The sequence below is a fragment of the Pantoea sp. Acro-807 genome (genome assembly GCF_011752675.1).
GTDB lineage: Bacteria > Pseudomonadota > Gammaproteobacteria > Enterobacterales > Enterobacteriaceae > Pantoea > Pantoea eucrina.
On record NZ_VWXE01000009.1, the window covers coordinates 86,262 to 109,150 of the forward strand.

18 protein-coding genes are annotated in these 22,889 nt (G+C 57.9%); 8 read left to right on the top strand and 10 right to left on the bottom strand.

Annotation, left to right across the window (positions count from 1 at the left end; translation table 11 throughout):
• Positions 1 to 11 precede the first annotated feature (11 nt).
• The 3 genes from glpG (at position 12) to malQ (ending at position 3,820) form a co-directional block, all read left to right on the top strand.
• A complete protein-coding gene (gene glpG / locus F3J39_RS16815) occupies positions 12 to 842 on the top strand; it encodes a rhomboid family intramembrane serine protease GlpG (RefSeq protein WP_039385660.1) in 831 nt (276 codons plus the stop codon).
• A gap of 32 nt (positions 843 to 874) precedes the next feature.
• The gene (locus tag F3J39_RS16820; RefSeq protein ID WP_039380978.1) at positions 875 to 1,633 is read left to right on the top strand and encodes a DeoR/GlpR family transcriptional regulator; all 759 of its coding nucleotides are present in this window, start codon (positions 875 to 877) and stop codon (positions 1,631 to 1,633) included.
• A 132-nt stretch (positions 1,634 to 1,765) separates the two neighbouring features.
• Positions 1,766 to 3,820, top strand: a complete 2,055-nt coding sequence (gene malQ, locus F3J39_RS16825) for a 4-alpha-glucanotransferase (RefSeq protein WP_166714456.1) — start codon at positions 1,766 to 1,768, stop codon at positions 3,818 to 3,820.
• 38 nt (positions 3,821 to 3,858) lie between these two features.
• Here malQ and nfuA read toward each other — a convergent pair whose 3' ends face one another.
• Together nfuA and gntX are read right to left on the bottom strand one after the other, a co-directional pair.
• A complete protein-coding gene (gene nfuA, locus F3J39_RS16830) occupies positions 3,859 to 4,434 on the bottom strand; it encodes a Fe-S biogenesis protein NfuA (protein ID WP_039380973.1) in 576 nt (191 codons plus the stop codon).
• Positions 4,435 to 4,492: 58 nt separating this feature from the next.
• Positions 4,493 to 5,170, bottom strand: coding sequence for a DNA utilization protein GntX (gntX, locus tag F3J39_RS16835; RefSeq protein ID WP_166714457.1), 678 nt, complete (start codon positions 5,168 to 5,170; stop codon positions 4,493 to 4,495).
• A 35-nt stretch (positions 5,171 to 5,205) separates the two neighbouring features.
• Here gntX and bioH point away from each other — a divergent pair, with 35 nt between their 5' ends.
• Entirely contained in the window at positions 5,206 to 5,979 is a 774-nt protein-coding gene (gene bioH, locus F3J39_RS16840) for a pimeloyl-ACP methyl ester esterase BioH (RefSeq protein ID WP_104086018.1), read from the top strand.
• Here the strand turns inward: bioH and F3J39_RS16845 are convergent.
• Positions 5,960 to 7,645: an alpha-amylase family glycosyl hydrolase gene (locus F3J39_RS16845; RefSeq protein WP_094111189.1), complete on the bottom strand. Its 1,686-nt coding sequence runs from the start codon at positions 7,643 to 7,645 to the stop codon at positions 5,960 to 5,962. The genes bioH and F3J39_RS16845 overlap by 20 nt on opposite strands.
• Before the next feature lie 126 nt (positions 7,646 to 7,771).
• Positions 7,772 to 10,096, bottom strand: coding sequence for a Tex family protein (locus F3J39_RS16850; protein WP_211049753.1), 2,325 nt, complete (start codon positions 10,094 to 10,096; stop codon positions 7,772 to 7,774).
• 188 nt (positions 10,097 to 10,284) lie between these two features.
• Here F3J39_RS16850 and greB point away from each other — a divergent pair, with 188 nt between their 5' ends.
• Entirely contained in the window at positions 10,285 to 10,770 is a 486-nt protein-coding gene (gene greB, locus F3J39_RS16855) for a transcription elongation factor GreB (protein ID WP_039380962.1), read from the top strand.
• A 53-nt stretch (positions 10,771 to 10,823) separates the two neighbouring features.
• On the opposite strand, the gene yjbE is transcribed toward greB, so the two are convergent.
• Complete coding sequence (gene yjbE, locus F3J39_RS16860; RefSeq protein ID WP_039380960.1) at positions 10,824 to 11,069, bottom strand: exopolysaccharide production protein YjbE; 246 nt, start codon at positions 11,067 to 11,069, stop codon at positions 10,824 to 10,826.
• Between the two features lie 498 nt (positions 11,070 to 11,567).
• Between yjbE and ompR the strand changes: the two genes are divergently transcribed.
• Both ompR and envZ read left to right on the top strand, forming a co-directional pair.
• Positions 11,568 to 12,287, top strand: coding sequence for a two-component system response regulator OmpR (gene ompR / locus F3J39_RS16865; protein ID WP_001157751.1), 720 nt, complete (start codon positions 11,568 to 11,570; stop codon positions 12,285 to 12,287).
• Entirely contained in the window at positions 12,284 to 13,642 is a 1,359-nt protein-coding gene (gene envZ / locus F3J39_RS16870) for a two-component system sensor histidine kinase EnvZ (RefSeq protein WP_039380956.1), read from the top strand. The genes ompR and envZ overlap by 4 nt, the downstream gene beginning before the upstream one ends.
• A gap of 55 nt (positions 13,643 to 13,697) precedes the next feature.
• On the opposite strand, the gene pckA is transcribed toward envZ, so the two are convergent.
• The 4 genes from pckA to F3J39_RS16890 all read right to left on the bottom strand — a co-directional run bounded on the left by pckA (position 13,698) and on the right by F3J39_RS16890 (position 19,344).
• Positions 13,698 to 15,317 (bottom strand): phosphoenolpyruvate carboxykinase (ATP), encoded by a 1,620-nt coding sequence (pckA, locus tag F3J39_RS16875; protein ID WP_039380954.1) that lies wholly within the window; start codon positions 15,315 to 15,317, stop codon positions 13,698 to 13,700.
• 268 nt (positions 15,318 to 15,585) lie between these two features.
• Complete coding sequence (hslO, locus tag F3J39_RS16880) at positions 15,586 to 16,458, bottom strand: Hsp33 family molecular chaperone HslO (RefSeq protein ID WP_039380951.1); 873 nt, start codon at positions 16,456 to 16,458, stop codon at positions 15,586 to 15,588.
• A gap of 25 nt (positions 16,459 to 16,483) precedes the next feature.
• Complete coding sequence (gene hslR, locus F3J39_RS16885; RefSeq protein ID WP_039380949.1) at positions 16,484 to 16,885, bottom strand: ribosome-associated heat shock protein Hsp15; 402 nt, start codon at positions 16,883 to 16,885, stop codon at positions 16,484 to 16,486.
• 323 nt (positions 16,886 to 17,208) lie between these two features.
• Positions 17,209 to 19,344, bottom strand: a complete 2,136-nt coding sequence (locus F3J39_RS16890) for an intracellular growth attenuator family protein (protein WP_071669286.1) — start codon at positions 19,342 to 19,344, stop codon at positions 17,209 to 17,211.
• Positions 19,345 to 19,732: 388 nt separating this feature from the next.
• Here F3J39_RS16890 and nudE point away from each other — a divergent pair, with 388 nt between their 5' ends.
• Entirely contained in the window at positions 19,733 to 20,299 is a 567-nt protein-coding gene (gene nudE, locus F3J39_RS16895; RefSeq protein WP_039380943.1) for an ADP compounds hydrolase NudE, read from the top strand.
• A gap of 30 nt (positions 20,300 to 20,329) precedes the next feature.
• Here the strand turns inward: nudE and mrcA are convergent, their stop codons facing one another.
• Positions 20,330 to 22,879: a peptidoglycan glycosyltransferase/peptidoglycan DD-transpeptidase MrcA gene (gene mrcA / locus F3J39_RS16900; RefSeq protein ID WP_166714458.1), complete on the bottom strand. Its 2,550-nt coding sequence runs from the start codon at positions 22,877 to 22,879 to the stop codon at positions 20,330 to 20,332.
• Positions 22,880 to 22,889: the final 10 nt, after the last annotated feature.

Here is a 22,889-nt window from a genome sequence, read left to right on the forward strand (position 1 = left end):
AGCGCAGCATGATGCGTATTACCCGGTTCAGCCACGCCCGCACCGCGCAGGCGTTTGTGGATTATATGGCGACGCGCGGTGTGACGCTGCGCATAGAGCAGGAAAGTCACTTTGTGATCGTGCTGGATGATGAGAGCCAGCTGCAGATGGTCGAAAACGAACTTGCGCAATTCGTTCGCGACCCTAATCACCCGCGCTATCAGGCGGCCAGCTGGCGCAGCGGCAGCACCCGCAGCGGGCTGCACTATGAGCGCAGCAACGTCTGGGCCACGATTCGCGAACGCGCCGGACCGCTGACGCTTTCGGTGATGGCGCTCTGCGTCGCAGTGTTTATTCTGATGCAGATTGCGGGTGATGATGTCGCGCTGGCCTGGCTGGGCTGGCCGGCTGACGCCTCGCAATATTTTCAGGTCTGGCGCTGGTTCAGCCATGCGCTGCTGCACTTTTCGTTGCTGCATATCCTGTTTAACCTGATGTGGTGGTGGTATCTCGGCGGAGCGGTCGAGAAGCGACTCGGCAGCGGCAAGCTGTTTGTGATTATGCTGATCTCTGCGCTGCTCAGCGGCTGGATGCAGGCCAAATTCAGCGGCGTGCTGTTTGGCGGTCTTTCGGGTGTGGTCTATGCGCTGATGGGCTATTGCTGGCTGCGCGGCGAGCGCGATCCCGAAAGCGGTATTTATCTGGAGCGCGGACTGATTGGTTTCGCTATTGTATGGCTGGTAATTGGCTGGTACGGCGCATTTGGTCTGGCAATTGCTAATGCCGCGCACGTGACCGGCCTGCTGGTCGGGCTGGCTATGGCGTTTGTGGATACGCGCCACGCTGCCCGTCATCAGAGATAAAAAGAACACGGCTGCAAGCCGAGGAGAGAGATGTGAAGCAGACGCAACGTCATGACGCCATTATCGATCTGGTCCGGCGTCAGGGGTATGTCAGTACGGAAGAGCTGGTTGAGCATTTTGCGGTCAGTCCGCAGACCATCCGCCGGGATTTAAACGATCTGGCCGATCAGAATAAAATTCAGCGCCATCACGGCGGCGCGGCGCTGCCCTCCAGTTCGGAAAATACCGCCTGGCAGGATCGTAAAATGATGTGGTCGGCAGAAAAGGCACGCATCGCCGCACGCGTGGCCAGTCAGATCCCGGATGGCGCAACGCTGTTTATTGATATCGGTACTACACCCGAAGCGGTTGCCCATGCGCTGCTGAACCATAACGATCTGCGGATTGTCACGAACAACCTTAACGTTGCCATTCTGCTGATGGGCAAGCCCGATTTCCGGGTGATCATCGCCGGCGGAGAAGTGCGCACGCGTGACGGCGGGATCATGGGCGAAGCCACGCTCGACTTTATCTCGCAGTTCCGCCTCGACTACGGCATTCTCGGTATCAGCGGCATCGATATGGATGGCTCGCTGCTGGAGTTTGACTACCATGAAGTCCGGACCAAACGAGCCATCATCGACAATTCGCGCTGCGTAATGCTGGTTGTGGATCACTCAAAGTTCGGGCGTAACGCTATGGTCAATCTGGGCAATATGGGACTGATTGATTACATGTTTACCGATCAGAAGCCTCCCGCCAGCGTGCTTAAAGTAATTGAGCAGCATGAGGTCCATCTCGAACTCTGCTGATCCTGCGCCGGGCCACGCGCCCGGCAGCTATTTTTTCCCTCTCCCTTCCGATCCGGTCGCTTTTTTCACCAGGCGCGACTTTACTTATCCTTTTGATCTCTATCCGCCAGCCCGGACGCGAAAGGAGCGTTGATGTCTCTCAATAAACTGGATCAGGCCGCAGAAGCGGCGGGAATTGCCTTGCGTTTTGTGAATGCCAGAGGGGAAAAGGAAACCATCAGCGATGAGACCAAAGAGGCGCTGCTGGCGGTAATGGAGGCGCCGGCAGGTAAAGCGCCGCCGGTGCCGCCGGTGCAGGTCTTTGTGGCACGCGCCCGGCGCGAGCTTGCGGTGGGTGGCAAAGGTGAATTTACCTGGCAGCTGACCACTGAGCAGGGCAAAAGCCACAGCGGCACGGTACAGGGTGGCGAGATGCTGACGCTGCCGCCGCGTCTGACGCAGGGCTATCATCAGCTCAGCCTGCGTAAAGGGCGTCAGGAGTGGCAGTCGCGCCTGATTATTGCGCCGCGTCGCTGCTACCTGCCTGAACCGCTGGCACAGGGAGAAAAACGCTGGGGTGCGCTGGTGCAGCTCTATACGCTGCGCTCAGAGCAGAACTGGGGTATCGGTGACTTTGGCGATTTAAAACGGATGCTGGAGCAGGTAGCGGCGCACGGCGGCGACTTTATTGGCCTTAACCCGCTGCATGCGCTCTATCCGGCTCAGCCCGATCTCGCCAGCCCCTACAGCCCGGCGTCGCGCCGCTGGCTGAATATTCTCTATATTGACGTCAGCCAGGTGGCAGCATTTCAGCAGAGCGCCGCGGCACAGCGCTGGTGGAAGAGTGCGAAAACCCGCAAGGCGCTGGAGAAGGCGCGCGCGGTGGAGGCAGTTGACTATGCGGCAGTGGCGGCACTCAAGCTGGAGGCGCTGCGTCTGGCCTGGCAGCAGTATCAGCCGCAGGCGGCAGAGGAAGCGGATTACCAGGCGTTTCTGACGGCGGGCGGCGACGCGTTGCGTTATCAGGCCGCGTTTGATGGCATTCTGGCTGAGCGCAGCGGGCAGGATGAGCAGGGGTGGGGCTGGGAAACCTGGCCGGAGGGTTTACGCAGTGCCGCGCAGCCGGAAGTCCAGGCCTGGTGCGCGCAGCATGAAGAGGAGATTGGCTTCTGGAGCTGGCTGCAGTGGCTGGCGCATCAGCAGTTCAGTGACTGCTGGCAGCGCAGTCAGGAGCTGGGTATGGCGGTGGGGCTTTACCGTGACCTGGCGGTAGGTGTGGCTGAACATAGTGCCGAAACCTGGCAGGATCCGCAGCTATATAAACTTGGCGCTTCGGTCGGCGCGCCGCCCGATCCGCTGGGACCGCTGGGACAAAACTGGGGGCTGCCGCCGCTCGATCCGCACGTGCTGCGCGCGCGTGGCTATCAGCCGTTTATCGACCTGCTGCGCGCGAATATGCGCGACTGCGGCGCGCTGCGCATCGACCATGTGATGTCGCTGCTGCGACTGTGGTGGATCCCGCATGGGGAAGGTGCGGATAAAGGCGCCTACGTCTCCTATCCGGTAGAGGATCTGCTGGCGGTTCTGGCGCTGGAGAGCCAGCGGATGCGCTGCATGGTGATTGGCGAAGATCTCGGCACCGTGCCGCAGGAAATTGTCAAACTGCTGCGCGACAGCGGGGTTTTCTCCTGGAAAGTACTGTTCTTCGAGCAGGAAAAAGAGGGGCGCTATCGCCTGCCCGACAGCTATCCGCCGCAGTCCATCGCCAGTGCCAGCACGCACGATCTGCCGACGCTGAGCGGCTTCTGGCAGGCGGAGGATCTGGCACTGGGCGAGAAGCTGGGTATGTATAAAGGCAGTACGCTGCAGTCGCTGCAGGCGCAGCGCGTGGAACAGAAACAGGCGCTGCTGGATGCGCTGCATCAGGCCGGGGCCATGCCGGCGCGCAGTGCAAAGCAGGCGGAAAAACAGGCGCTGACGCCAGCCTTTAATCAGGCTATCCATCGCTTTCTGGCGCTTACCCGCAGCACGCTGCTGGGCCTGCAGCCGGAGGACTGGATGGGCATGACAACGCCGGTTAACGTGCCGGGCACAACAGATGAGTATCCTAACTGGCGACGCAAGTGGAGCTTTACGCTGGAAGAGGTGTTTGCGGATAAGGGCGTGAAGAAACTGCTGAAAACGGTAAGCGAGGCGCGTAAAGCGTAGTAAAAGCGCGGCAGCGCAGGGCGCTGCCGCATAAACTATCAGTAGTAGGAGTGTTCGCCGCGCTGGTGTTCAGTGAGATCGCGAACCCCTTTCAGTTCCGGGAAGGCAGCCAGCAGCTCTTTCTCAATGCCATCTTTCAGCGTGACATCAATCATCGAGCAGCCGTTACAGCCGCCGCCAAACTGCAGCACGGCGATGCCATCATCGGTGATCTCCATCAGCGACACGCGGCCACCGTGGCTGGCCAGCTGCGGATTGATCTGCGCCTGCAGCAGATATTCGACCCGCTCTGCCATCGGCGCATCGTCAGAAACTTTACGCATTTTCGCGTTTGGCGCTTTCAGGGTCAGCTGAGAGCCGAGATTATCCGTAACGAAGTCAATCTCTGCATCTTCAAGATAGGGTGCGCTCAGCTCATCCACATAGGCAGAGAGTTTATCGAACTTCAGTTCGGTATCCGTTGCTTCTACCGCGTCAGGCGGGCAGTAGGAGACGCCGCACTCGGCGGTTGGCGTACCCGGGTTAATAACGAATACGCGGATCTGGGTGCCATCTTCCTGTTTTGACAGCAGTTTTGCGAAATGCTCTTGCGCAGTATCAGTAATACGGATCATGGCGATTGCTCAATAGTTGACTAAATTACCTGGTTATAATACGCCCAACACCGACGCTCTACAAGGTACGGCACAGGCAGCCAATATGGATGCGGGCGGCGCCATCAGCCTGCAGCAGGCGGCTGATCTCCGCTACGGTGCTGCCGGTGGTGACCACATCATCAATCAGCAGGATATGGCGATCCTGCACCGGCATTTCAAGGCGGAACGCGCTGCGCAGATTATGATGGCGCGCGCGGGCATTAAGCTGATGCTGGGTGCCGCCGCGACGTATCCGGCTGACACCTTCACGATACTCACACCTCAGCCAGCGTGCGAGCGGCTGCGCAAGCAGCGCTGACTGATTAAAGCCGCGCTGCCAGGCGCGCTGATGATGCAGCGGCACGCTCAGCACCAGATCGAACGCTGTAGCGGGTTCATTCCGGCGCGTTGTTAACAATTTTAACAAAAGCAGCCGCGCCAGCATCACCCTGAGTGCGATCGCGCCGGAAAATTTCAGCTGCTGTACCCAGTCACTCAGCGGCGGAGTGTAATCGCTGACGCAGGTTAAGCGATGCCACGGCGGCGGCTGACGCAGGCAGCGACCGCAGCGCTGCGCTGCAGTGGCTGGCAGGCCGCAGCAGGGGCAGAGCGCCGGCAGGAGCGGCAGCTGATGCAGACAGAGAGTGCACAAGCCGTGGTGTGCAATCTGCAGCGGAAGATGGCATAGCCAGCAGCGGGCCGGGGTTGATAGCATAGCGACCTCTTTTTCACTTTTCGGGAGTGTAACCGATGAGTTCGCTTTACTGGCACACCACGGGCGCGGGCGATCGCGATCTTGTGCTGCTGCACGGCTGGGGACTGAATGCCGAAGTGTGGCAACACATTGTTCCGCGACTCAGTCCCCATTTTCGCCTGCATCTGGTGGATCTGCCCGGATTTGGCCGCAGCGCAGCGGCCGGTCCGCTGACGCTGATACAGATGGCGCAACAGCTGCTGCCGCAGCTGCCTGAACGCGCCACGCTGCTGGGCTGGTCACTGGGCGGGCTGGTTGCCAGCCAGCTGGCGCTGCTGCAGCCGGCGCGCGTTTCTGCATTGATCAGCGTAGCCTCCTCGCCCTGTTTTACCGCGCAGGCGGAGTGGCCGGGGATTAAGCCCGACACCCTGACCGGTTTTCAGCAGCAGCTCAGTGACGATTTCCGGCGCACCGTTGAGCGCTTTCTGGCATTACAGACCATGGGGACAGAAAATGCGCGTCAGGATGCGCGTCAGCTGAAAGAGGTGGTGCTTTCGCAGCCGATGCCGTCAGTTGCGGCGCTGCAGAGCGGGCTGGAGATTCTGCGGCAGAGCGATTTGCGCCCGGCGCTGGACACTCTTAGCGTGCCGTTTCTGCGCCTCTATGGGGCGCTGGATGGGCTGGTACCGCGACGTATTGCCGCCGAGCTGGATGCGCGCTGGCCCGGCTCCCCGTCAGTGGTCATGGAAAAGGCAGCGCATGCGCCGTTTATCTCACATCCTGAGGCGTTCTGCGGGCACGTGACGCAGTTTATCCACGCAGCCACATAAACTGCCAGGCAGCGAGCGTCACCGGCGCGCTGCCGTCCACCTTTTGCCCGCTGACGATATCCTGGTAGTGGCGCGCCTGCGGCAGCGTGGCGGTAATTTCACGGCTGCTCAGGTTAAACAGGCACAGCAGCCCTTCTTCATCTGGCGCGTGGCGGCGAAACAGCAGGATTGCATTGTCGCTCTCCAGCAGAGTCATGGCGTTATCGGGATGAAAAGCGGGCTGGCGGGTGCGCAGCTGGATCAGCGCACTCAGCCGTTCAAACACCTGCTGACGCAGCCAGTCGCCGCCGCTGATCCACTGCTCCATTTCACGCAGGCTATATTTTTCTCGATTGATGGCGCGGTTGTGGCCGGCAGCGCGCACCCCTTCGTTATCGTTACGCGAGCCGAGGATGCTCTGAATATAAATCGCGGGCACGCCCGGAAACGCCAGCAGGATGGCGTGCGCCAGCAGGAAACGGCGCAGGCGCGTCTCATCATCATCGGTCTGATGGTTAAGCGCATCGAGATAGGTAACGTTGATTTCATAGGGGCTGGTGGTGCCGTCGGGGTTGTTTTTATATGACACCAGCGCGCCTTCCAGCGCCAGCTCACGCACCAGGGCAACAATTTCAGGCTCTGACAGAATGCCACGCGCCGGATTCAGGCCGATACCGTCATGCGAGGCGAGAAAGTTAAAAAAGGTGGTGCTGCCGCTGCCGGGCGTCAGCGAGGCGGCCCACTGACGCAGCGCGCGCGCTGAACCGGCATGGATCGCCTGCAGCACCAGCGGCGGCAGAGAAAACTGATATACCATCTGCGCTTCATCATCCCCGCGGCCAAAATAGCTGATGTTATCCTGGTGCGGCACGTTGGTTTCCGTGATGATCACCGTGCCCGGCGCAACAACATCGGCGACGGCGCGGAACAGCTTCACCAGCAAATGGGTTTTATGCAGGTGAATGCAGCGCGTGCCCGGCGTTTTCCACATATAGCCAACCGCATCCAGCCGCACATAATCCGCACCTTTTTTCAGGTAGTCGAGCAGCACGCCGATCATACGGATCAGCACATCCGGGCTGGCGAAGTTAAGATCGATCTGATCGGCGCTGAAGGTGGTCCAGATATAGCGCGTGCTGCCGTCGGCCAGGGTAAAAGGCGTAAGCAGCGGCGAAGTGCGCGGGCGGGTCACGGCGCTGAGATCGGTGGCCGGCGGCATACTGATAAAAAAATCATCCCAGCCCGGGTCCTGCGCCAGATAGTGACGAAACCAGGCGCTGTGCGCCGAGATATGGTTGCAGACAAAGTCGAACATCAGCCGCGTCTGGCTGTGCAGCGCCGCAATCTGCTGCCAGTCACCGCAGATCGGATTGACTTTGTGGTAGTCGATAACCGAAAAGCCATCATCGGACGAGTAGGGAAAGAATGGCAGCAGGTGCACCAGGTTAAAAGCAGACTGCAGGTGCTGCTGATAAAAGCGTGTAAAGCTGGCGAGGGTGGGCTGCTCCGGCTCACGAAACTGATCGGCGTAGGTGATGAGCACCACATCTTTCTCATCCCAGTGCGCTTTGCGTGGCATTTTCACGCTGTCGCGCGCGGCGCGAATATGTGACAGCAGACGCTCGCGCGCGATGGCGGGCAGGTCTCCTTCATAGATCTCATCGAGCAGGGCGTTGATTTTATCCATCAGATTGTCAGGCCACGCGGAAGGTCAGTGGATCACACAGATTTTTTCAGCGTAGCCTGACGGGACAATTTCGCAACCTGTTACCTGCAGCCATTTGCCGGCTGCAGGCAGATTAGCAGGCTGAAATCAGCGCTTTTTACCAAAAGCCGCAGCCAGCGCATCACCCATGGCACTGTTGCCTGCAGGCGCAGGCTTGCCGCGCCCTTTGGCCGGATTTGCGGCGCGCGCCGGTTCTCTGGCAGCAGGTCGGCTACCGCTGCGTGCATTGCTCTCACCCGGCTGTTCATCCAGACGCATAGTGAGCGCAATACGTTTACGCTGCAGATCCACTTCCATGACTTTGACCTTCACGATATCGCCTGCTTTCACCACCTGATGCGGATCTTCCACGAAGCGATCGGAGAGAGAAGAGATATGCACCAGTCCATCCTGATGCACGCCGATATCCACAAAGGCACCAAAGTTAGTCACGTTGGTCACGGCGCCTTCCAGAATCATGCCGGGCAGCAGATCGTTCATGGTTTCCACGCCTTCGGCAAACTGCGCGGTTTTGAACTCAGGACGCGGATCGCGGCCCGGCTTTTCCAGCTCTTTGATGATATCGGTCACGGTAGGCAGACCAAAGCGTTCATCGGTAAAGTCGCGCGCGTTCAGATTGCGCAGGCTGCCGGGATTTCCCATCAGCGCATCCAGCGCCTGCTCAGTGGCAGAGAGAATACGCTCCACCAGCGGATACGCTTCCGGATGCACCGTAGAGGCATCCAGCGGATTGTCACCGTGATTGATGCGCAGAAAGCCGGCGCACTGTTCAAACGCTTTTGGTCCGAGGCGGCTCACTTTCAGCAGCTGCTGACGGTTCTGAAAACGTCCGTTTTCATCACGCCAGCCCACAATATTCTGCGCCATCATGCGCGTCAGACCCGCTACGCGCGTAAGCAGGGCGACCGAGGCGGTGTTGAGATCGACGCCAACGGCGTTAACGCAATCTTCAACCACGGCATCCAGCTTTTTCGCCAGCTGACTCTGACTGACATCATGCTGATACTGGCCCACACCAATCGATTTAGGGTCAATTTTGACCAGCTCGGCCAGCGGATCCTGCAGGCGACGGGCAATAGAGACCGCACCGCGCAACGATACGTCGAGGTCAGGAAACTCCAGCGCCGCCAGTTCCGAAGCGGAGTAGACGGAGGCGCCCGCTTCACTGACGATCACTTTTTGTGCGCTGACCTGCGGAAACTGTTTCTGCACATCGAGGAAAAAGCGCTCGGTTTCGCGCGAAGCGGTGCCGTTACCAATCGCCACCAGCTCAACCTGATGCTTTATACAGAGCGCCGCGACGGCCGCCGCCGCTTTCGCCGCCTGACCGGTGTGCGGGTAGACCGTATCAGTGGCCACCAGTTTGCCGGTCGCATCAACTACGGCAACCTTCACACCGGTGCGCAGGCCAGGGTCAAGCCCCATAGTGGCGCGCATACCGGCCGGAGCGGCCATCAGCAGATCGTGCAGATTGCGGGCAAAGACGTTAATCGCTTCATCTTCGGCCCGTTCACGGATGGTGCCCATCAGTTCGGTTTCGAGATGCAGCAGCACCTTGATGCGCCATGTCCAGCTCACCACCGCTTTACGCCAGCTGTCAGCCGGCGCATTATTCAGGCGCAGACCCAGGTGATCGGCAATCAGCGTTTCGCCATAGCTTTCACGCGGCGCCTCTTCAGACTGCGGATCGGCATTCAGCGACAGCTGCAGTACGCCTTCGTTGCGGCCGCGAAACATCGCCAGTGCGCGGTGCGAAGGCACGCTGCTCAGCGCTTCGTGATGATCAAAATAGTCGCGGAATTTAGCGCCCGCCTCTTCTTTGCCCTCAACGACACGTGCTACCAGATGGGCGTTTTTCCACAGATAGTCGCGCACTTTTGCCAGCAGCGCGGCGTCTTCGGCAAACCGCTCCATCAGGATATAGCGTGCGCCATCGAGCGCGGCGCGCGTATCCGCCACGCCTTTATCCGCATCCACAAAGCCTGCAGCTACCGCTTCCGGCTGCTGCGAGGGATCGTTCCACAATGTGTCAGCCAGCGGTTCGAGGCCCGCTTCAATGGCGATCTGGCCACGCGTACGGCGCTTCTGCTTGTAAGGCAGATAGAGATCTTCCAGCTCGGTTTTACTCAGCGTGCTGTTGATAGCCAGCGCCAGTTCCGGCGAGAGTTTGCCCTGATCGTCAATCGATTTCAGAATCGACTGGCGGCGATCGTCCAGCTCGCGCAGATAGCTCAGGCGGCTCTCCAGCGCGCGCAGCTGGGTATCATCCAGCCCGCCGGTGACTTCCTTACGGTAACGTGCAATAAAGGGGACGGTATTCCCTTCATCCAGCAGGCGTACGGCGGCATCAACCTGTTCGGCGCGTGCCTGCAGCTCACCTGCGATAATCTGGCTCAGCGAATCTTTCATCATCAGTAACGATCTTGCTTATCCGGGGTTAAAAACAGGGGACAGTTATACGGACTGAGGGCGTAAATTGCCAGCCAGCCGGGCGGCAATCCATCTTTTTCTGAATCGCGCCCGCATCTTGCTGCCTGCGGCAGCGTCGCTTATTGTACGCAGCTGGCGACCTGCAAAACTGACATAAATGAGCCGATGTAATGAAAACTCAACTGATTACCCGCGAAGGCTACAACAAGCTGCGCGCCGAGCACGATCATCTGTGGAATGAGAAGCGTCCGGAGATCACCCGTATCGTCTCCTGGGCCGCCAGCCTCGGCGATCGGTCAGAAAACGCGGACTATACCTACAATAAACGGCTGCTGCGGCAGATTGACCGGCGGGTACGCTACCTGCGCAAATGCCTCGCTGAGCTGAAAATTGTTGATTACGCCCCGCAGCAGGAGGGCAAAGTCTTTTTCGGCGCGTGGGTAGAAGTGGAGAATGAGCAGGGGGAACAAAAGCGTTTTCGCATCGTCGGACCAGATGAAATCTATGGCGATAATGTGAAAGAGTACATCTCGATCGATTCACCTATGGCGCGGGCGCTGATCAAAAAAGAGGTCGATGATGAGGTCACCGTTAACACGCCTGAAGGACAAAAGATCTGGTTTGTGAATCAGATTACCTATCACGACAAGGCGTAAGTGAACTGCACTGCGCGTGGTGAGCCACAGGCAGCGCAGTCCCGGTATAGCGCTTACTTGCCCGGCACCGTTGCGGTAGTGGTTGAGGTGCTGCTGCCATTGCCATCGCCACCGCCACCGCCCATGGTAGCCAGCGCCACGCCCAGCAGTGCTGCTACTGCGCCCACGCCAATTGCATCCGAGTTGCCTTTTGCTGTCGTTGACGCCTGCGCACCGGCGGCTTCACCGACTGACGTTGCCGCCTGAACCTGGGTAAGGCTGGAGAGAACCAGCGCGCTCAGCAGAACAACTTTTTTCATTTTTCTTCTCCACATGACACCGATCTGGTCGATACAGCAGAAGTGTCGGAGATCATCGGGCCGGGCGAAAGTGGTGTTTACTCGCTGATTTAACTGTCTTTATTTATAAATGGTCTTGGATTGTGCCGCCGCTGGCACTCTTCCGAGAGCGTTATGAGGCGCTAACCAGAATCTGCGCAGTTTTGTGCTGCCGGCGGTCTGCTATCCCGCTGAATTGATGTGAAAGCGCAGGGCAGGCTCTGGCAGAGCGGGAAAAGTGCGGTCGAGCCACGCGCAGTGAGAAAAAGTGCCGTTTTTTCAGACAAGCGCTAATCAGGGTAAAATCGGGTGGCAAAAGCGGGAGCGGAGCCGCATTTCAGGCAAGAAATTAAATATAAGCTCCTGTTTAATATGCTTTGTAACAATTTCGCTTAGAATATAAACCATAAATATCTGTCACAGACAGGTCCCTTATCCTCACAATATTGCTTCAGGCAATGGCGCCTTTGGGAGTTGAACATGCAAGAGAACTACAAAATTCTGGTCGTTGATGACGATATGCGTCTGCGCGCGCTGCTGGAACGCTATCTCACCGAACAGGGCTTTCAGGTGCGCAGTGTCGCTAATGCTGAACAGATGGATCGCCTGCTGACGCGTGAATCGTTTCATCTGATGGTGCTGGATTTAATGCTGCCAGGCGAAGATGGCCTCTCTATCTGTCGCCGTCTGCGCAGCCAGAGTAACCCGATGCCGATTATCATGGTGACAGCTAAGGGTGAAGAGGTTGACCGCATTGTCGGGCTGGAAATCGGGGCGGATGACTATATTCCCAAACCGTTTAACCCGCGTGAACTGCTGGCGCGGATCCGCGCGGTGCTGCGTCGTCAGGCCAACGAGCTGCCGGGTGCGCCTTCACAGGAAGAGGCGGTTATCGCCTTCGGCAAATTCAAACTGAACCTCGGCACGCGTGAAATGTTCCGTGAAGATGAGCCTATGCCGCTCACCAGCGGTGAATTTGCCGTGCTGAAAGCGCTGGTAAGTCATCCGCGTGAGCCGCTTTCGCGTGACAAGCTGATGAACCTGGCGCGCGGACGTGAATACAGCGCCATGGAACGCTCAATCGACGTGCAGATTTCGCGCCTGCGCCGCATGGTGGAAGAAGATCCCGCGCATCCGCGCTATATCCAGACCGTCTGGGGTCTGGGCTACGTTTTTGTGCCGGACGGCAGTAAAGCATGAGGCGACTGCGCTTCTCGCCCCGCAGCTCCTTTGCCCGCACCCTGCTGCTGATCGTTACCCTGCTGTTTGTCAGCCTGGTAACGACGTATCTGGTGGTGCTGAACTTCGCTATTCTTCCCAGCCTGCAGCAGTTTAATAAGGTGCTGGCCTACGAAGTGCGTATGCTGATGACCGATCGGCTGCAGCTGGAAGATGGGACACAGCTGGAAGTGCCACCCGCCTTCCGGCGCGAAATTTACCGCGAGCTGGGGATTTCGCTTTATACCAACGCGGCGGCAGAAGAGAGCGGGCTGCGCTGGGCGCAGCACTATGAGTTTCTGAGTGAGCAGATGGCGCAGCAGCTGGGCGGCCCGACCGATGTGCGCGTCGAGGTCAATAAAAATTCGCCGGTTGTCTGGCTGAAAACCTGGCTTTCGCCCGATATCTGGGTGCGGGTGCCGCTGACGGAAATTCATCAGGGCGACTTCTCGCCGCTGTTCCGCTACACGCTGGCAATCATGCTGCTGGCGATTGGCGGAGCCTGGCTGTTTATCCGGATGCAAAACCGGCCGCTGGTGGATCTGGAGCACGCGGCACTGCAGGTGGGTAAAGGCATTATTCCGCCGCCGCTGCGTGAATACGGGGCCTCTGAAGTGCGTTCAGTGACGCGCGCCTTCAATCAGATGGCAGCTGGCGTCAAGCAGCTGGCTGACGATCGCACCCTGCTGATGGCGGGCGTCAGTCACGATCTGCGCACGCCGCTGACGCGCATCCGCCTGGCGACCGAGATGATGGGTGAGCAGGATGGCTATCTGGCGGAGTCAATTAATAAAGATATCGAAGAGTGCAACGCTATCATTGAGCAGTTCATCGATTATCTGCGTACGGGTCAGGAGATGCAGACCGAGCGGGCCGATCTCAATAGCGTGCTGGGAGAAGTGGTCGCGGCCGAGAGCGGCTATGAACGCGAGATTGAGAATGCGGTGATGACCGATGAGCTGATGCTGAATATCAATCCGCTCTCGATTAAACGCGCGGTGGCAAATCTGGTGGTAAATGCTGCGCGTTATGGTAACGGCTGGATCAAAGTCAGCAGCGGCCAGGAGCTTAACCGCGCCTGGTTCCAGGTTGATGATGATGGTCCCGGTATTAAACCCGATCAGCTGCAGCATCTGTTTCAGCCGTTTGTGCGCGGCGACAGCGCCCGCAGTACCAGCGGCACCGGGCTGGGGCTGGCGATTGTGCAGCGCATAATCGATGCGCATGAAGGATCGCTGGAGATTGGTGCCAGCGAGCGCGGCGGATTACGTATCCGCGCCTGGCTGCCGATGCCGGAAAACAGCACCGCGCTGGCCAGCGTCGCGCACAGCACCTGAGCAGACAGAAAAAAGGGCGGCAGTGATGCCGCCCGCTGCAGTGGTTCAGCCGTGCTTACAGCTGCGGACCCGCCTGTACCAGCGCTTTACCCGCGTCGTTGTCGGTATACTTCTCAAAGTTAGTAATAAAACGCTGTGCCAGATCCTGCGCGGCCTGCTGCCACTCCGCTTCGCTCTGCCAGCTGCGGCGCGGATCCAGCGTGGCGGCGTCCACCCCGGCCAGCTGCGTCGGGATCTGCAGATTGAACACCGGCAGGGTCACGGTCGCGGCGTTATCCAGCTCGCCTGCCAGAATCGCGTTGATAATCGCCCGGGTATCTTTCAGTGAGTTGCGCTTGCCGCTGCCGTTCCAGCCGGTGTTAACCAGATAAGCCTGCGCGCCCGCCGCTTCCATGCGCTTAACCAGCACTTCAGCATATTGCGTCGGATGCAGGGTCAGAAATGCGGCGCCAAAGCAGGCAGAGAAGGTTGGCGTTGGCTGCGTGACGCCGCGTTCAGTGCCGGCCAGCTTGGCTGTGAAGCCGGAAAGGAAGTGATACTGCGTCTGCTCTGGCGTCAGCCGCGAAACCGGCGGCAGCACGCCAAACGCATCAGCCGTAAGGAAAATGACCTTTTTCGCATGACCCGCTTTGGAAACCGGCTGCACAATGTTTTCAATGTGATTGATCGGATAGGAGACGCGGGTGTTTTCTGTTTTGCTGCCATCGGCGTAATCCACGCTGCCGTCGGCACGCACCACCACGTTTTCCAGCAGCGCATCGCGGCGGATAGCGCGATAGATTTCCGGCTCTGCCTGTTCAGACAGGTTGATGGTTTTTGCATAGCAGCCGCCTTCAAAATTGAAGACGCCGTCGTCATCCCAGCCGTGCTCATCATCGCCAATCAGCTGCCGCTCAGGATCGGTGGAGAGCGTGGTCTTACCGGTGCCGGAGAGGCCAAAGAACACGGCCACGTCGCCCGCTTTACCCACATTTGCGGAGCAGTGCATGGAGGCGATGCCTTTTAGCGGCAGCAGATAGTTCATGATGGCGAAGAGGCCTTTCTTCATTTCGCCGCCGTACCAGGTACCGCCAATCAGCTGCATGCGTTCTGTCAGGTTAAATGCAACAAAATTTTCTGAGTTCAGCCCCTGCGCCTGCCAGTCCGGATTGGTACACTGCGCCGCGTTCATCACCACAAAATCAGGCGTGAAGCTGGCCAGCTCTTCATCGCTCGGGCGGATAAACATGTTTTTCACAAAGTGTGCCTGCCAGGCCACTTCCATCACAAAGCGTACGCTCAGGCGGGAGTCAGGATTGGCACCGCAAAAGGCATCCACCACAAACAGGCGTTTGCCTGAAAGCTGCTGGGTACAGCGATCCTTCAGCGCCTGCCAGGTCTCCTGCGAAAGCGGCTGATTATCGTTTTTACCGTTGCCGGTGCCATTCCACCACAGCGTATCGCGCGTCGTGTCATCGCGGACAATATATTTATCTTTCGGTGAGCGGCCGGTAAAAATGCCGGTATCCACGGCGATTGCGCCGCTCTGCGTCAGGGTGCCTCGCGCATAACCCTCCAGCTCCGGGCGGGTTTCTTCCTGAAACAGCGTGTCATAGTCAGGGTTATACACCACTTCGGTAGTGCCGCTGATGCCCAGGTCGGCGAGGTCTTGCGATGTCAGGCCGTTAACGCGCATGTGACTGCTCCTTAAATCGGTACTTCATTGCATTTTTAGGGGGTGTCTGCCGCGTGGCGCACTCGGTTGCGCAGGACAGATCGCGCGCAGTGTACACATCTGAGCAGAAGCGGAAAGTGAAGATAGTTAAAAATGCGAACTGGAACGTGACAAGCGGAGAAATCGGCTACTTATAAAAGTAAAGTTAGTGAAAATTAGTTAATTTCCGTGAAAAAACATGGGGGTATAGTTTTACGCGAAACGGGCGGCGTGGCCGCCCGCAGCGGAATCAGTGCAGCTGGTCGCTGTCGCTGACAGATTCGTTCCGGATGGCAGCAATATCAACCGCGTCATAAACATAGTGCGTGCCGCAATAGTCGCAGTGCATATCGATTTTGCCATCTTCCTCGAGGATCTCATCCACTTCGCTCTCTGGCAGCGTTTTAAGCACTTCACCGCAGCGCTGGCGCGAGCAGGTGCACTTAAACATAACGGGCAGCGGATCGTAAACGGTGGCTTCTTCCTGATGGTAGAGACGCCACAGCACATCGTTTGCCGGCAGCGTGATCAGCTCTTCCGCTTTCACCGTTTCCGTCAGCATGGCCAGATGATTGAAATCATCCTGACTGGTCTCCTGCGCGGGCAGCACCTGCAGTAAAATACCGGCTGCGCCCTGCTCAGTAGTACGGATAAACAGGCGGGTAGGCAGCTGCTCAGAACGCATGAAATAGTCTTCCAGACAGCCTGCCAGCGTATCCGCCTCAAGACCCACCACGCCCTGATAACGTTCGCCTTTTTCTGGTGTAATGGTGATAACCAGATAGCCGTTACCTGTCATCTCTTTCAGCGTGCTGCCGGGCGCAATCTCTGCACCTTCTTTCACGCGCGCCACGCCACGCAGCTCCTGACGGTTATTACCGTTGATCACTGCCAGCGTCAGCGGGCCGTCACCCTGCAGCTGCACCGTGATATCACCGTCAAATTTCAGCGTGGCGGTCAGCAGACTGGTCGCAACCAGCAGCTCGCCCAGCAGCGTTTTTACCGGCTCTGCGTAGTCATGATTGCGGATAATGTCCTGCCAGGTATGGGAGACATTGACCAGCTCGCCGCGCACGGCAACGTTTTCGAACAGGTAACGGTGTAATTGATCTTGAACAGACATAAGTTTTCTCTCGCAGGGGTGGAAACTATTCATCACCCGACAGTTTAAATTTCATCAGATCGCGGCGCTCTTTTTTATCAGGCCGGCGATCCGGATGGGGCATAGTCAGCGCGTTGAGCTTGCGCGCCAGCGCCGTTTTTTCCCGTTTTTCCACGCTGGCGGCGGTTTCGCTATACATCAGTTGCGCTTCGCTGGCGGGGCGGCGCTGATCGCTGATGGCGTTAACGATCACCGTCCGCTCATCGTTTCCCTGTCGCAGCGTTAACTCCGCGCCGGATTCAACCAGCTTGCTGGGTTTGCTGCGCTGACCGTTATAGTGAACCTTGCCGCCTTCGATCATTTCACGTGCCAGCGCGCGGGTTTTATAGAAGCGCGCGGCCCACAGCCATTTATCAAGGCGTACGCCGTCGCTGATTTTCTCTTTCATTGTGGCTCCTGCTTTAACGCAGCGTTTCACCTTTACCGGTAAACGGGTCCGGCAGGGCGGCGCTGAAAAAGGGTGGCGGCCAGTCGTGACGCCCGGGCCTCTGCACCAGACGCTGGCCGGGCTCTCATCACCGCGTCGCGCTATATGCAACCGGCTCTGACGCGAACTTCGCAGAGGAAAAGCTGCAGATACCCGGAGATATGGGCAGAAAGTGATAAATCAAGGTGCGACGCGATGCCGCACCCTATCAGTTTAGCGTAAATGCCGGCCCCGACAGCCGTCGCAAAAAAATGCGCGTCAGGGTAGCACAGAAGGGCGGAGGGTCAGAACAGCGAGCGCACACTCTGCATAGTGCTGAGATTGTGGTTAAAGCATTTATCGTAATATTGCTGAATTTCAGCCATGCGCAGCCGGTTACGATGGATGCGACGCAGCGTCAGTAACCCGTTCACCAGCGCGGAAATCAGCAGTATCAGCATCAGCACAACGCTGCCGATGTAGCGCCATTGCGCCATGGCATCCGGTTCGTTATGCAGCATGATATGGCGTGTCCCGTTAGCGTCGGTACTCATACTGGTAATGATGCCGCTGGCGCTGAACGGCGTATGCAGCAGCATGCCCGCGATACGCTGCAGCTCGCGCCACTGTGAAGGCGCGTCCAGATCAAACAGGGAGACGGCAGGCTGCGGCTGCGTCACCAGCTGCCGGCCTTCATCGCTGATGATAAGAAAGCCGCCCGGCGGCGGGCTGTTAAGCGTTTCCGCCGCACGACGGGTTTCACGGGAAAAGAAGGTCGACGTCGCGGTATTCACCAGATTCTCCAGCGCCTCGGCACTGACAGGCCTTAACAGCACATTCATGCCGCTGAGTTTGCCGGTGTCCGCGCGGTGGATCAGCGAATCCCAGTCTTTTGCATTGCCCAGGTTAACCAGCGCATTTTTCAGCCGGACGCAATCCTGCTGCTGGCTGCAGAGATCCTGCGTCCTTAGCACCAGCTCGGAAAAATCATCCAGCAAAATCATGCCTGACTTCTGAATTGCTGAGGCGAGCTGCGGATTAAGCTTGGGATCGGTACTGGTTTCCGGATGCAGCTGGCGCAGGGTGGTATCCAGCAGCGCAGCGGCCTTGTCAATAATGTCAGACTGCGGCTGAGGCAGCGGAGCAGCTTTGTTCCAGTAGATAGCAGAGCAGTCAAAAGGCATGTAAGCGTAGGTGCGATTGCTCTGGTAATTGCCTGGCACCGAGCACATACCGGTTCCCGTCACCCTGAGCACATCGCCGACGTGCAGCGGCAGGGCAGAGAGCTTATCCACGCTGTCGACCTCAAGACTTTCCGTGCCTTTGACCCAGGCCAGGCTCAGCTTGAGCGGCATACTGAGCGGGATCCAGGTCAGCAGCATTGCCAGTACCAGCAGTGAACCGCAGGCCAGTACCAGATTCTTGCGCCACCGCTGGACCGGGAAATTCCTGACTTCATCCTGCAGCGACAAAAAACGCCCCTGACGCACAACCTGGCGGTTCAGATAGATATCCACTTCGGTGATCTGTCCCAGATCGTGAGCGATATAAGGCTGCCAGTGCGGCGGGTAGATGAGATCGATAATGCCCAGCGAAATGTTGCTCTGCTCCTGGTTCGATTCACCAAACAGGCCCCAGCGTTTCGGCGCACCGCGCAGGCAGTGAATATCACGCAGTCTTTTCTCACCGGGAAAACGACAGAGGAACCAGAGGCTGACGGCGATCATTACGCAGCCAGGCACCACCAGCCAGAGCAGGAGATTGCCCGGCAACACCAGACCGAGAAAAAACAGCAAAAAAGCGCAGCTGATAACGACCGCTTCACGCGTACCGTCAGGCCGCGAAAGCTGGTACTCCTCGTGCGACTCTTTGCGCACCCGCAGTAACTCAACGTTTTCACTCTCTGCTTTACGGATAGAGGCGTTGGTACTGGCAGGCTGGATCAGCGGCGGCAGGGCGGGTTGCTCAATGGCGTAGTTAACCAGCGAGTGACCATTCAGAGAGATGACCAGCGGCAGCGTCTGCGTGCGGATCAGCTCAACGTAATTTTCATCGGCAATATACTGTTCCCAGAGCGGTGGCAGATGCACTTCCACTTCATCCAGGTAGTAGCGCCATTTATGCGGATCGTCGGTTGAGAGACCGTAGCGGGTGATGGAACGGGTAACCGGGTAGACATGATTGCTCTGAGCCGTCAGCGTCAGCGCTTCCGCTTCCGTAGCAAAGCGGGCGCGGGTGCGCGGCGGCTGACGTTTTGCCAGCGCAGCCAGATACTTTTCTACTGCGATGCGCTCATCATCAGAGAGTTTGCGGCAGGGCGGACTGATAAACGGCAGAGGTCGCGCTAACGGCGGACGATGCCGCATAGCGTACCAGTAAGTGATACCTGCTAATGATGAGCCGATCAGCATCACTGTCAGGATGACAATAAAAGTGCTCATGCTCAGCTCATTCCAGCCAACGAAATGCCTTCACGTTAACGTTCTACTCCCGGCGAAAATCGTAAGATGTGTCAATTCTGGCGAGCAGAAGAGGTTCTGACAAGAAGAAACACAGATAAAATAATGCGCTAAATCATCGGATTATAAATTATTAGATTAATCCCTGATAGGATGTTAACCAGGCAATACTCAATTAAATATCGGTATTTTCTGAATTTCGCGCTGAGGCGTTGACTTATGCTTAAAGCGAGCGAGCGCATAGCGCGCTATACGGCGGGCCGCGCAATCCGGCAGCGGCTTAGCCTACGTTGCCTGTCGCACATTTGCGCGGCCTTCGGTATGCTGGCGCTATCGCATTTCACAAGGTTGTGCAACGTCTGAGGCTGATATGACCACTCCATTGAAAAAACCTGACATCCTCAAGGTAGAAGCGGTGGCCCGCTCCCGCCTGTTTACCATTGAAGCCGTCGATCTCGCTTTCAGCAATGGTGCACGCCGCGTTTATGAGCGCATGAAGCCTTCTGAACGCGAAGCGGTAATGATTGTGCCGATTCTCGGCGACGACGTTATCCTGATTCAGGAATATGGGGTGGGGCTGGAAAGCTATGAACTTGGTTTTCCAAAAGGGCTAATCGATCCGGGCGAAAGCGCCTTTGAGGCGGCTGACCGGGAACTCAAAGAAGAGGCTGGCTACGGCGCGACGCGTCTTGAAGCACTCGGCAAGCTCACCATGGCACCCTCTTACTTCTCCAGCAAAATGAATATCGTTGTGGCTGAAGGCCTCTATGAAGAGAAGCTGGAAGGGGATGAGCCGGAACCGCTGGTGGTACGACGCTGGCCGCTGAAGAATTTGCTGGCGCTGCTGGAAGAACCCGACTTCAGCGAAGCGCGTAACGTCAGTGCGCTGTTTCTGGTGCGCGAATGGCTGGTAAAACAGGGCCGGCTTGATTACTGAATAGAAAAGGCGCCCGCAGGCGCCTGTTTATCAGAACAGTTCGTGGCTTTCGCCATTGTCCATAATGGTTGTGCCGACGTCGTGCACGCTATATTCCACCGGCTGCGTGCCGTCAATGAAATACTCCTGACGCGTATTGCCACCACCGTTAGCCAGTTTGCCGGTTGCCCGGTCAATAGTCACGGTGACCACGCCTTCCGGCGGCGTCAGCGGCTGCATCGGTACGCCCTCCAGCGCAGATTTCATATAGTCATCCCACGCCGGCTGCGCGCTCTTGGCTCCGCCCTCGTAACCGGAAATCTGATCCGGAATCGCACCTGATACGGTTGAACGTCCCAGCGCGCGTGAATCATCAAAGCCAATCCAGACCGACGTCACCACACCCGGGCCATAGCCGGAGAACCAGGCATCTTTAGAGCTGTTTGTCGTACCGGTTTTTCCGCCAATATCATTTCGCTTCAGATCGCGTCCGGCACGCCAGCCGGTACCCATCCAGCCCGGCTCGCCAAAGATATTGGAGTTAAGCGCGCTTTTAATCAGGAAAGAGAGCGGGGTATTAATCACGTGCGGCGCATACTGCTGATCGCCTGCTGGCTGCGGCTGTGCCGGAACCTGCTCCAGCGCTGGCTGTGGCACCGTCTGATTCTTCGACTCATCAGAGGTGGCGACGTTCTCCACGCTCTCTTCATTCAGGGCAACTGACTTCTTCGTATCACCATAGATCACCGGCAGATTACACTGCGGACAGGCAATCTTAGGCTTTGTTTCAAAAATCACGCCTCCCTGCTCATCCTCAATGCGGGTGATGAAATAGGGGTCAACCAGGAAACCGCCGTTTGCCATGACCGCATAGCCACGCGCCACTTGCAGTGGGGTGAATGAAGCCGCACCCAGCGCCAGCGACTCGGTATGAATAATATTTTGCGCCGGGAAGCCAAAGCGCTGCAGATATTCCGCAGCATAATCGACGCCCATCGCGCGCATGGCGCGTACCATCACCACGTTTTTAGACTCTCCCAGCCCCTGCCGTAAACGGATAGGACCAGCATAGGTTGGCGGCGAGTTTTTAGGCCGCCAGTCTGCGCCTGCGCCGGCGTCCCAGCGGGAAATCGGCACATCGTTGAGGATAGAAGCCAGCGTCAGACCACGATCCATAGCGGCGGTATAGAGGAAAGGCTTGATGTTCGATCCCACCTGGCGCAGCGCCTGGGTGGCACGGTTAAACATGCTCTGATTGAAATCGAATCCGCCCACCAGCGCGCGCACTGCGCCATCTTCCGGATTCAGCGACACCAGCGCAGAGTTCACCAGCGGTACCTGACCCAGCCACCACTCATCGCCCACTTTACGTACCCAGATCTGCTGACCAGCCTGCAGCACCTGCGTGATACTGCGCGGCGTCGGGCCCTGCAGCGTGTCTGATTTATAAGGGCGCGCCCAGCGCACGCCGGAGAGTTTCAGCGCGACCGTGCTGCCATCTTTCAGTAAGGCCGTGGCCTCCTGAGCGCTGGCGCTGGTCACCACTGCGGCATTCAGCGGTCCGTAGGCGGGCAGTGTTTTCAGCGTTTTAAGAATACGCGGCTGATCCCAGCTGGTCTCGCCCACTTTCCATAATACGGCGGTCGGGCCGCGATAGCCGTGGCGCATATCATAAGCCATAACGTTATTACGCACCGCCTGCTGCGCCGCCTCCTGCAGGCGACGGGTTACGGTGGTATACACCTTGTAGCCGTCGTCATAGGCGCGATCGCCGTAACGTTTCACCATCTCCTGACGCACCATTTCACTGAGATAAGGGGCAGAAAAGGCGATCTCAGGACCGTGATAGCTGGCGGTCAGCGGCGTATTGCGGGCCTCTTCATACTGCTGCTGTGTGATGTCGTTCTGATCCAGCATGCGCGCCAGCACCACATTACGACGCGCCAGCGCCCGGCTGTGCGAATAGAGCGGGTTGAAGGTTGAGGGCGCTTTCGGCAGGCCAGCGATCATCGCCATTTCACTCAGCGACAGCTGATTGACCGTTTTACCGAAATAGACCTGCGCCGCCGCGCCAACGCCATACGCGCGATAGCCGAGATAGATTTTATTGAGGTAAAGCTCAAGGATCTCATCTTTGCTCAGCAGCTGCTCAATGCGGATGGCCAGGAACGCTTCCTTGATTTTACGCATCAGCGTACGTTCAGGGCTCAGAAAGAAGTTGCGCGCCAGCTGCTGAGTAATCGTACTGGCACCCTGCGACGCATGGCCTGACATCAGCGCGATGCTGGCGGCACGGAAAATCCCCACCGGATCGACGCCGTGATGCTCATAAAAGCGGCTATCTTCGGTCGCGATAAATGCTTTGATCAGCTCTGGCGGCATCTGCTTCAGCGTCAGCGGTACGCGGCGTTTTTCACCATACTGGGCGATCAGCTCGCCATCGGCGCTGTAAACCTGCATCGGCGTCTGCAAACGCACATCTTTCAATGTGTTCACATCGGGCAGCTGCGGCTCTATATACTTGTACAAGCCATAAACCGTACCGGCTCCCAGCAAAATGCAACACACTGCAAGAATCAATAAATACTTTACGAACTTCACCTGAGAATTC

Coding starts and splice junctions, on each gene's coding strand:
- pckA (WP_039380954.1), bottom strand. CDS start 15,317: ATGCGCGTTAACGGCCTGACATCGCAAGACCTCGCCGACCTGGGCATC.
- nudE (WP_039380943.1), top strand. CDS start 19,733: ATGACCACTCCATTGAAAAAACCTGACATCCTCAAGGTAGAAGCGGTG.
- gntX (WP_166714457.1), bottom strand. CDS start 5,170: ATGCTATCAACCCCGGCCCGCTGCTGGCTATGCCATCTTCCGCTGCAG.
- bioH (WP_104086018.1), top strand. CDS start 5,206: ATGAGTTCGCTTTACTGGCACACCACGGGCGCGGGCGATCGCGATCTT.
- glpG (WP_039385660.1), top strand. CDS start 12: ATGCGTATTACCCGGTTCAGCCACGCCCGCACCGCGCAGGCGTTTGTG.
- yjbE (WP_039380960.1), bottom strand. CDS start 11,069: ATGAAAAAAGTTGTTCTGCTGAGCGCGCTGGTTCTCTCCAGCCTTACC.
- malQ (WP_166714456.1), top strand. CDS start 1,766: ATGTCTCTCAATAAACTGGATCAGGCCGCAGAAGCGGCGGGAATTGCC.
- hslR (WP_039380949.1), bottom strand. CDS start 16,885: ATGAAAGAGAAAATCAGCGACGGCGTACGCCTTGATAAATGGCTGTGG.
- hslO (WP_039380951.1), bottom strand. CDS start 16,458: ATGTCTGTTCAAGATCAATTACACCGTTACCTGTTCGAAAACGTTGCC.
- F3J39_RS16845 (WP_094111189.1), bottom strand. CDS start 7,645: ATGGATAAAATCAACGCCCTGCTCGATGAGATCTATGAAGGAGACCTG.
- envZ (WP_039380956.1), top strand. CDS start 12,284: ATGAGGCGACTGCGCTTCTCGCCCCGCAGCTCCTTTGCCCGCACCCTG.
- nfuA (WP_039380973.1), bottom strand. CDS start 4,434: ATGATCCGTATTACTGATACTGCGCAAGAGCATTTCGCAAAACTGCTG.
- F3J39_RS16850 (WP_211049753.1), bottom strand. CDS start 10,096: ATGATGAAAGATTCGCTGAGCCAGATTATCGCAGGTGAGCTGCAGGCA.
- F3J39_RS16890 (WP_071669286.1), bottom strand. CDS start 19,344: ATGAGCACTTTTATTGTCATCCTGACAGTGATGCTGATCGGCTCATCA.
- greB (WP_039380962.1), top strand. CDS start 10,285: ATGAAAACTCAACTGATTACCCGCGAAGGCTACAACAAGCTGCGCGCC.
- ompR (WP_001157751.1), top strand. CDS start 11,568: ATGCAAGAGAACTACAAAATTCTGGTCGTTGATGACGATATGCGTCTG.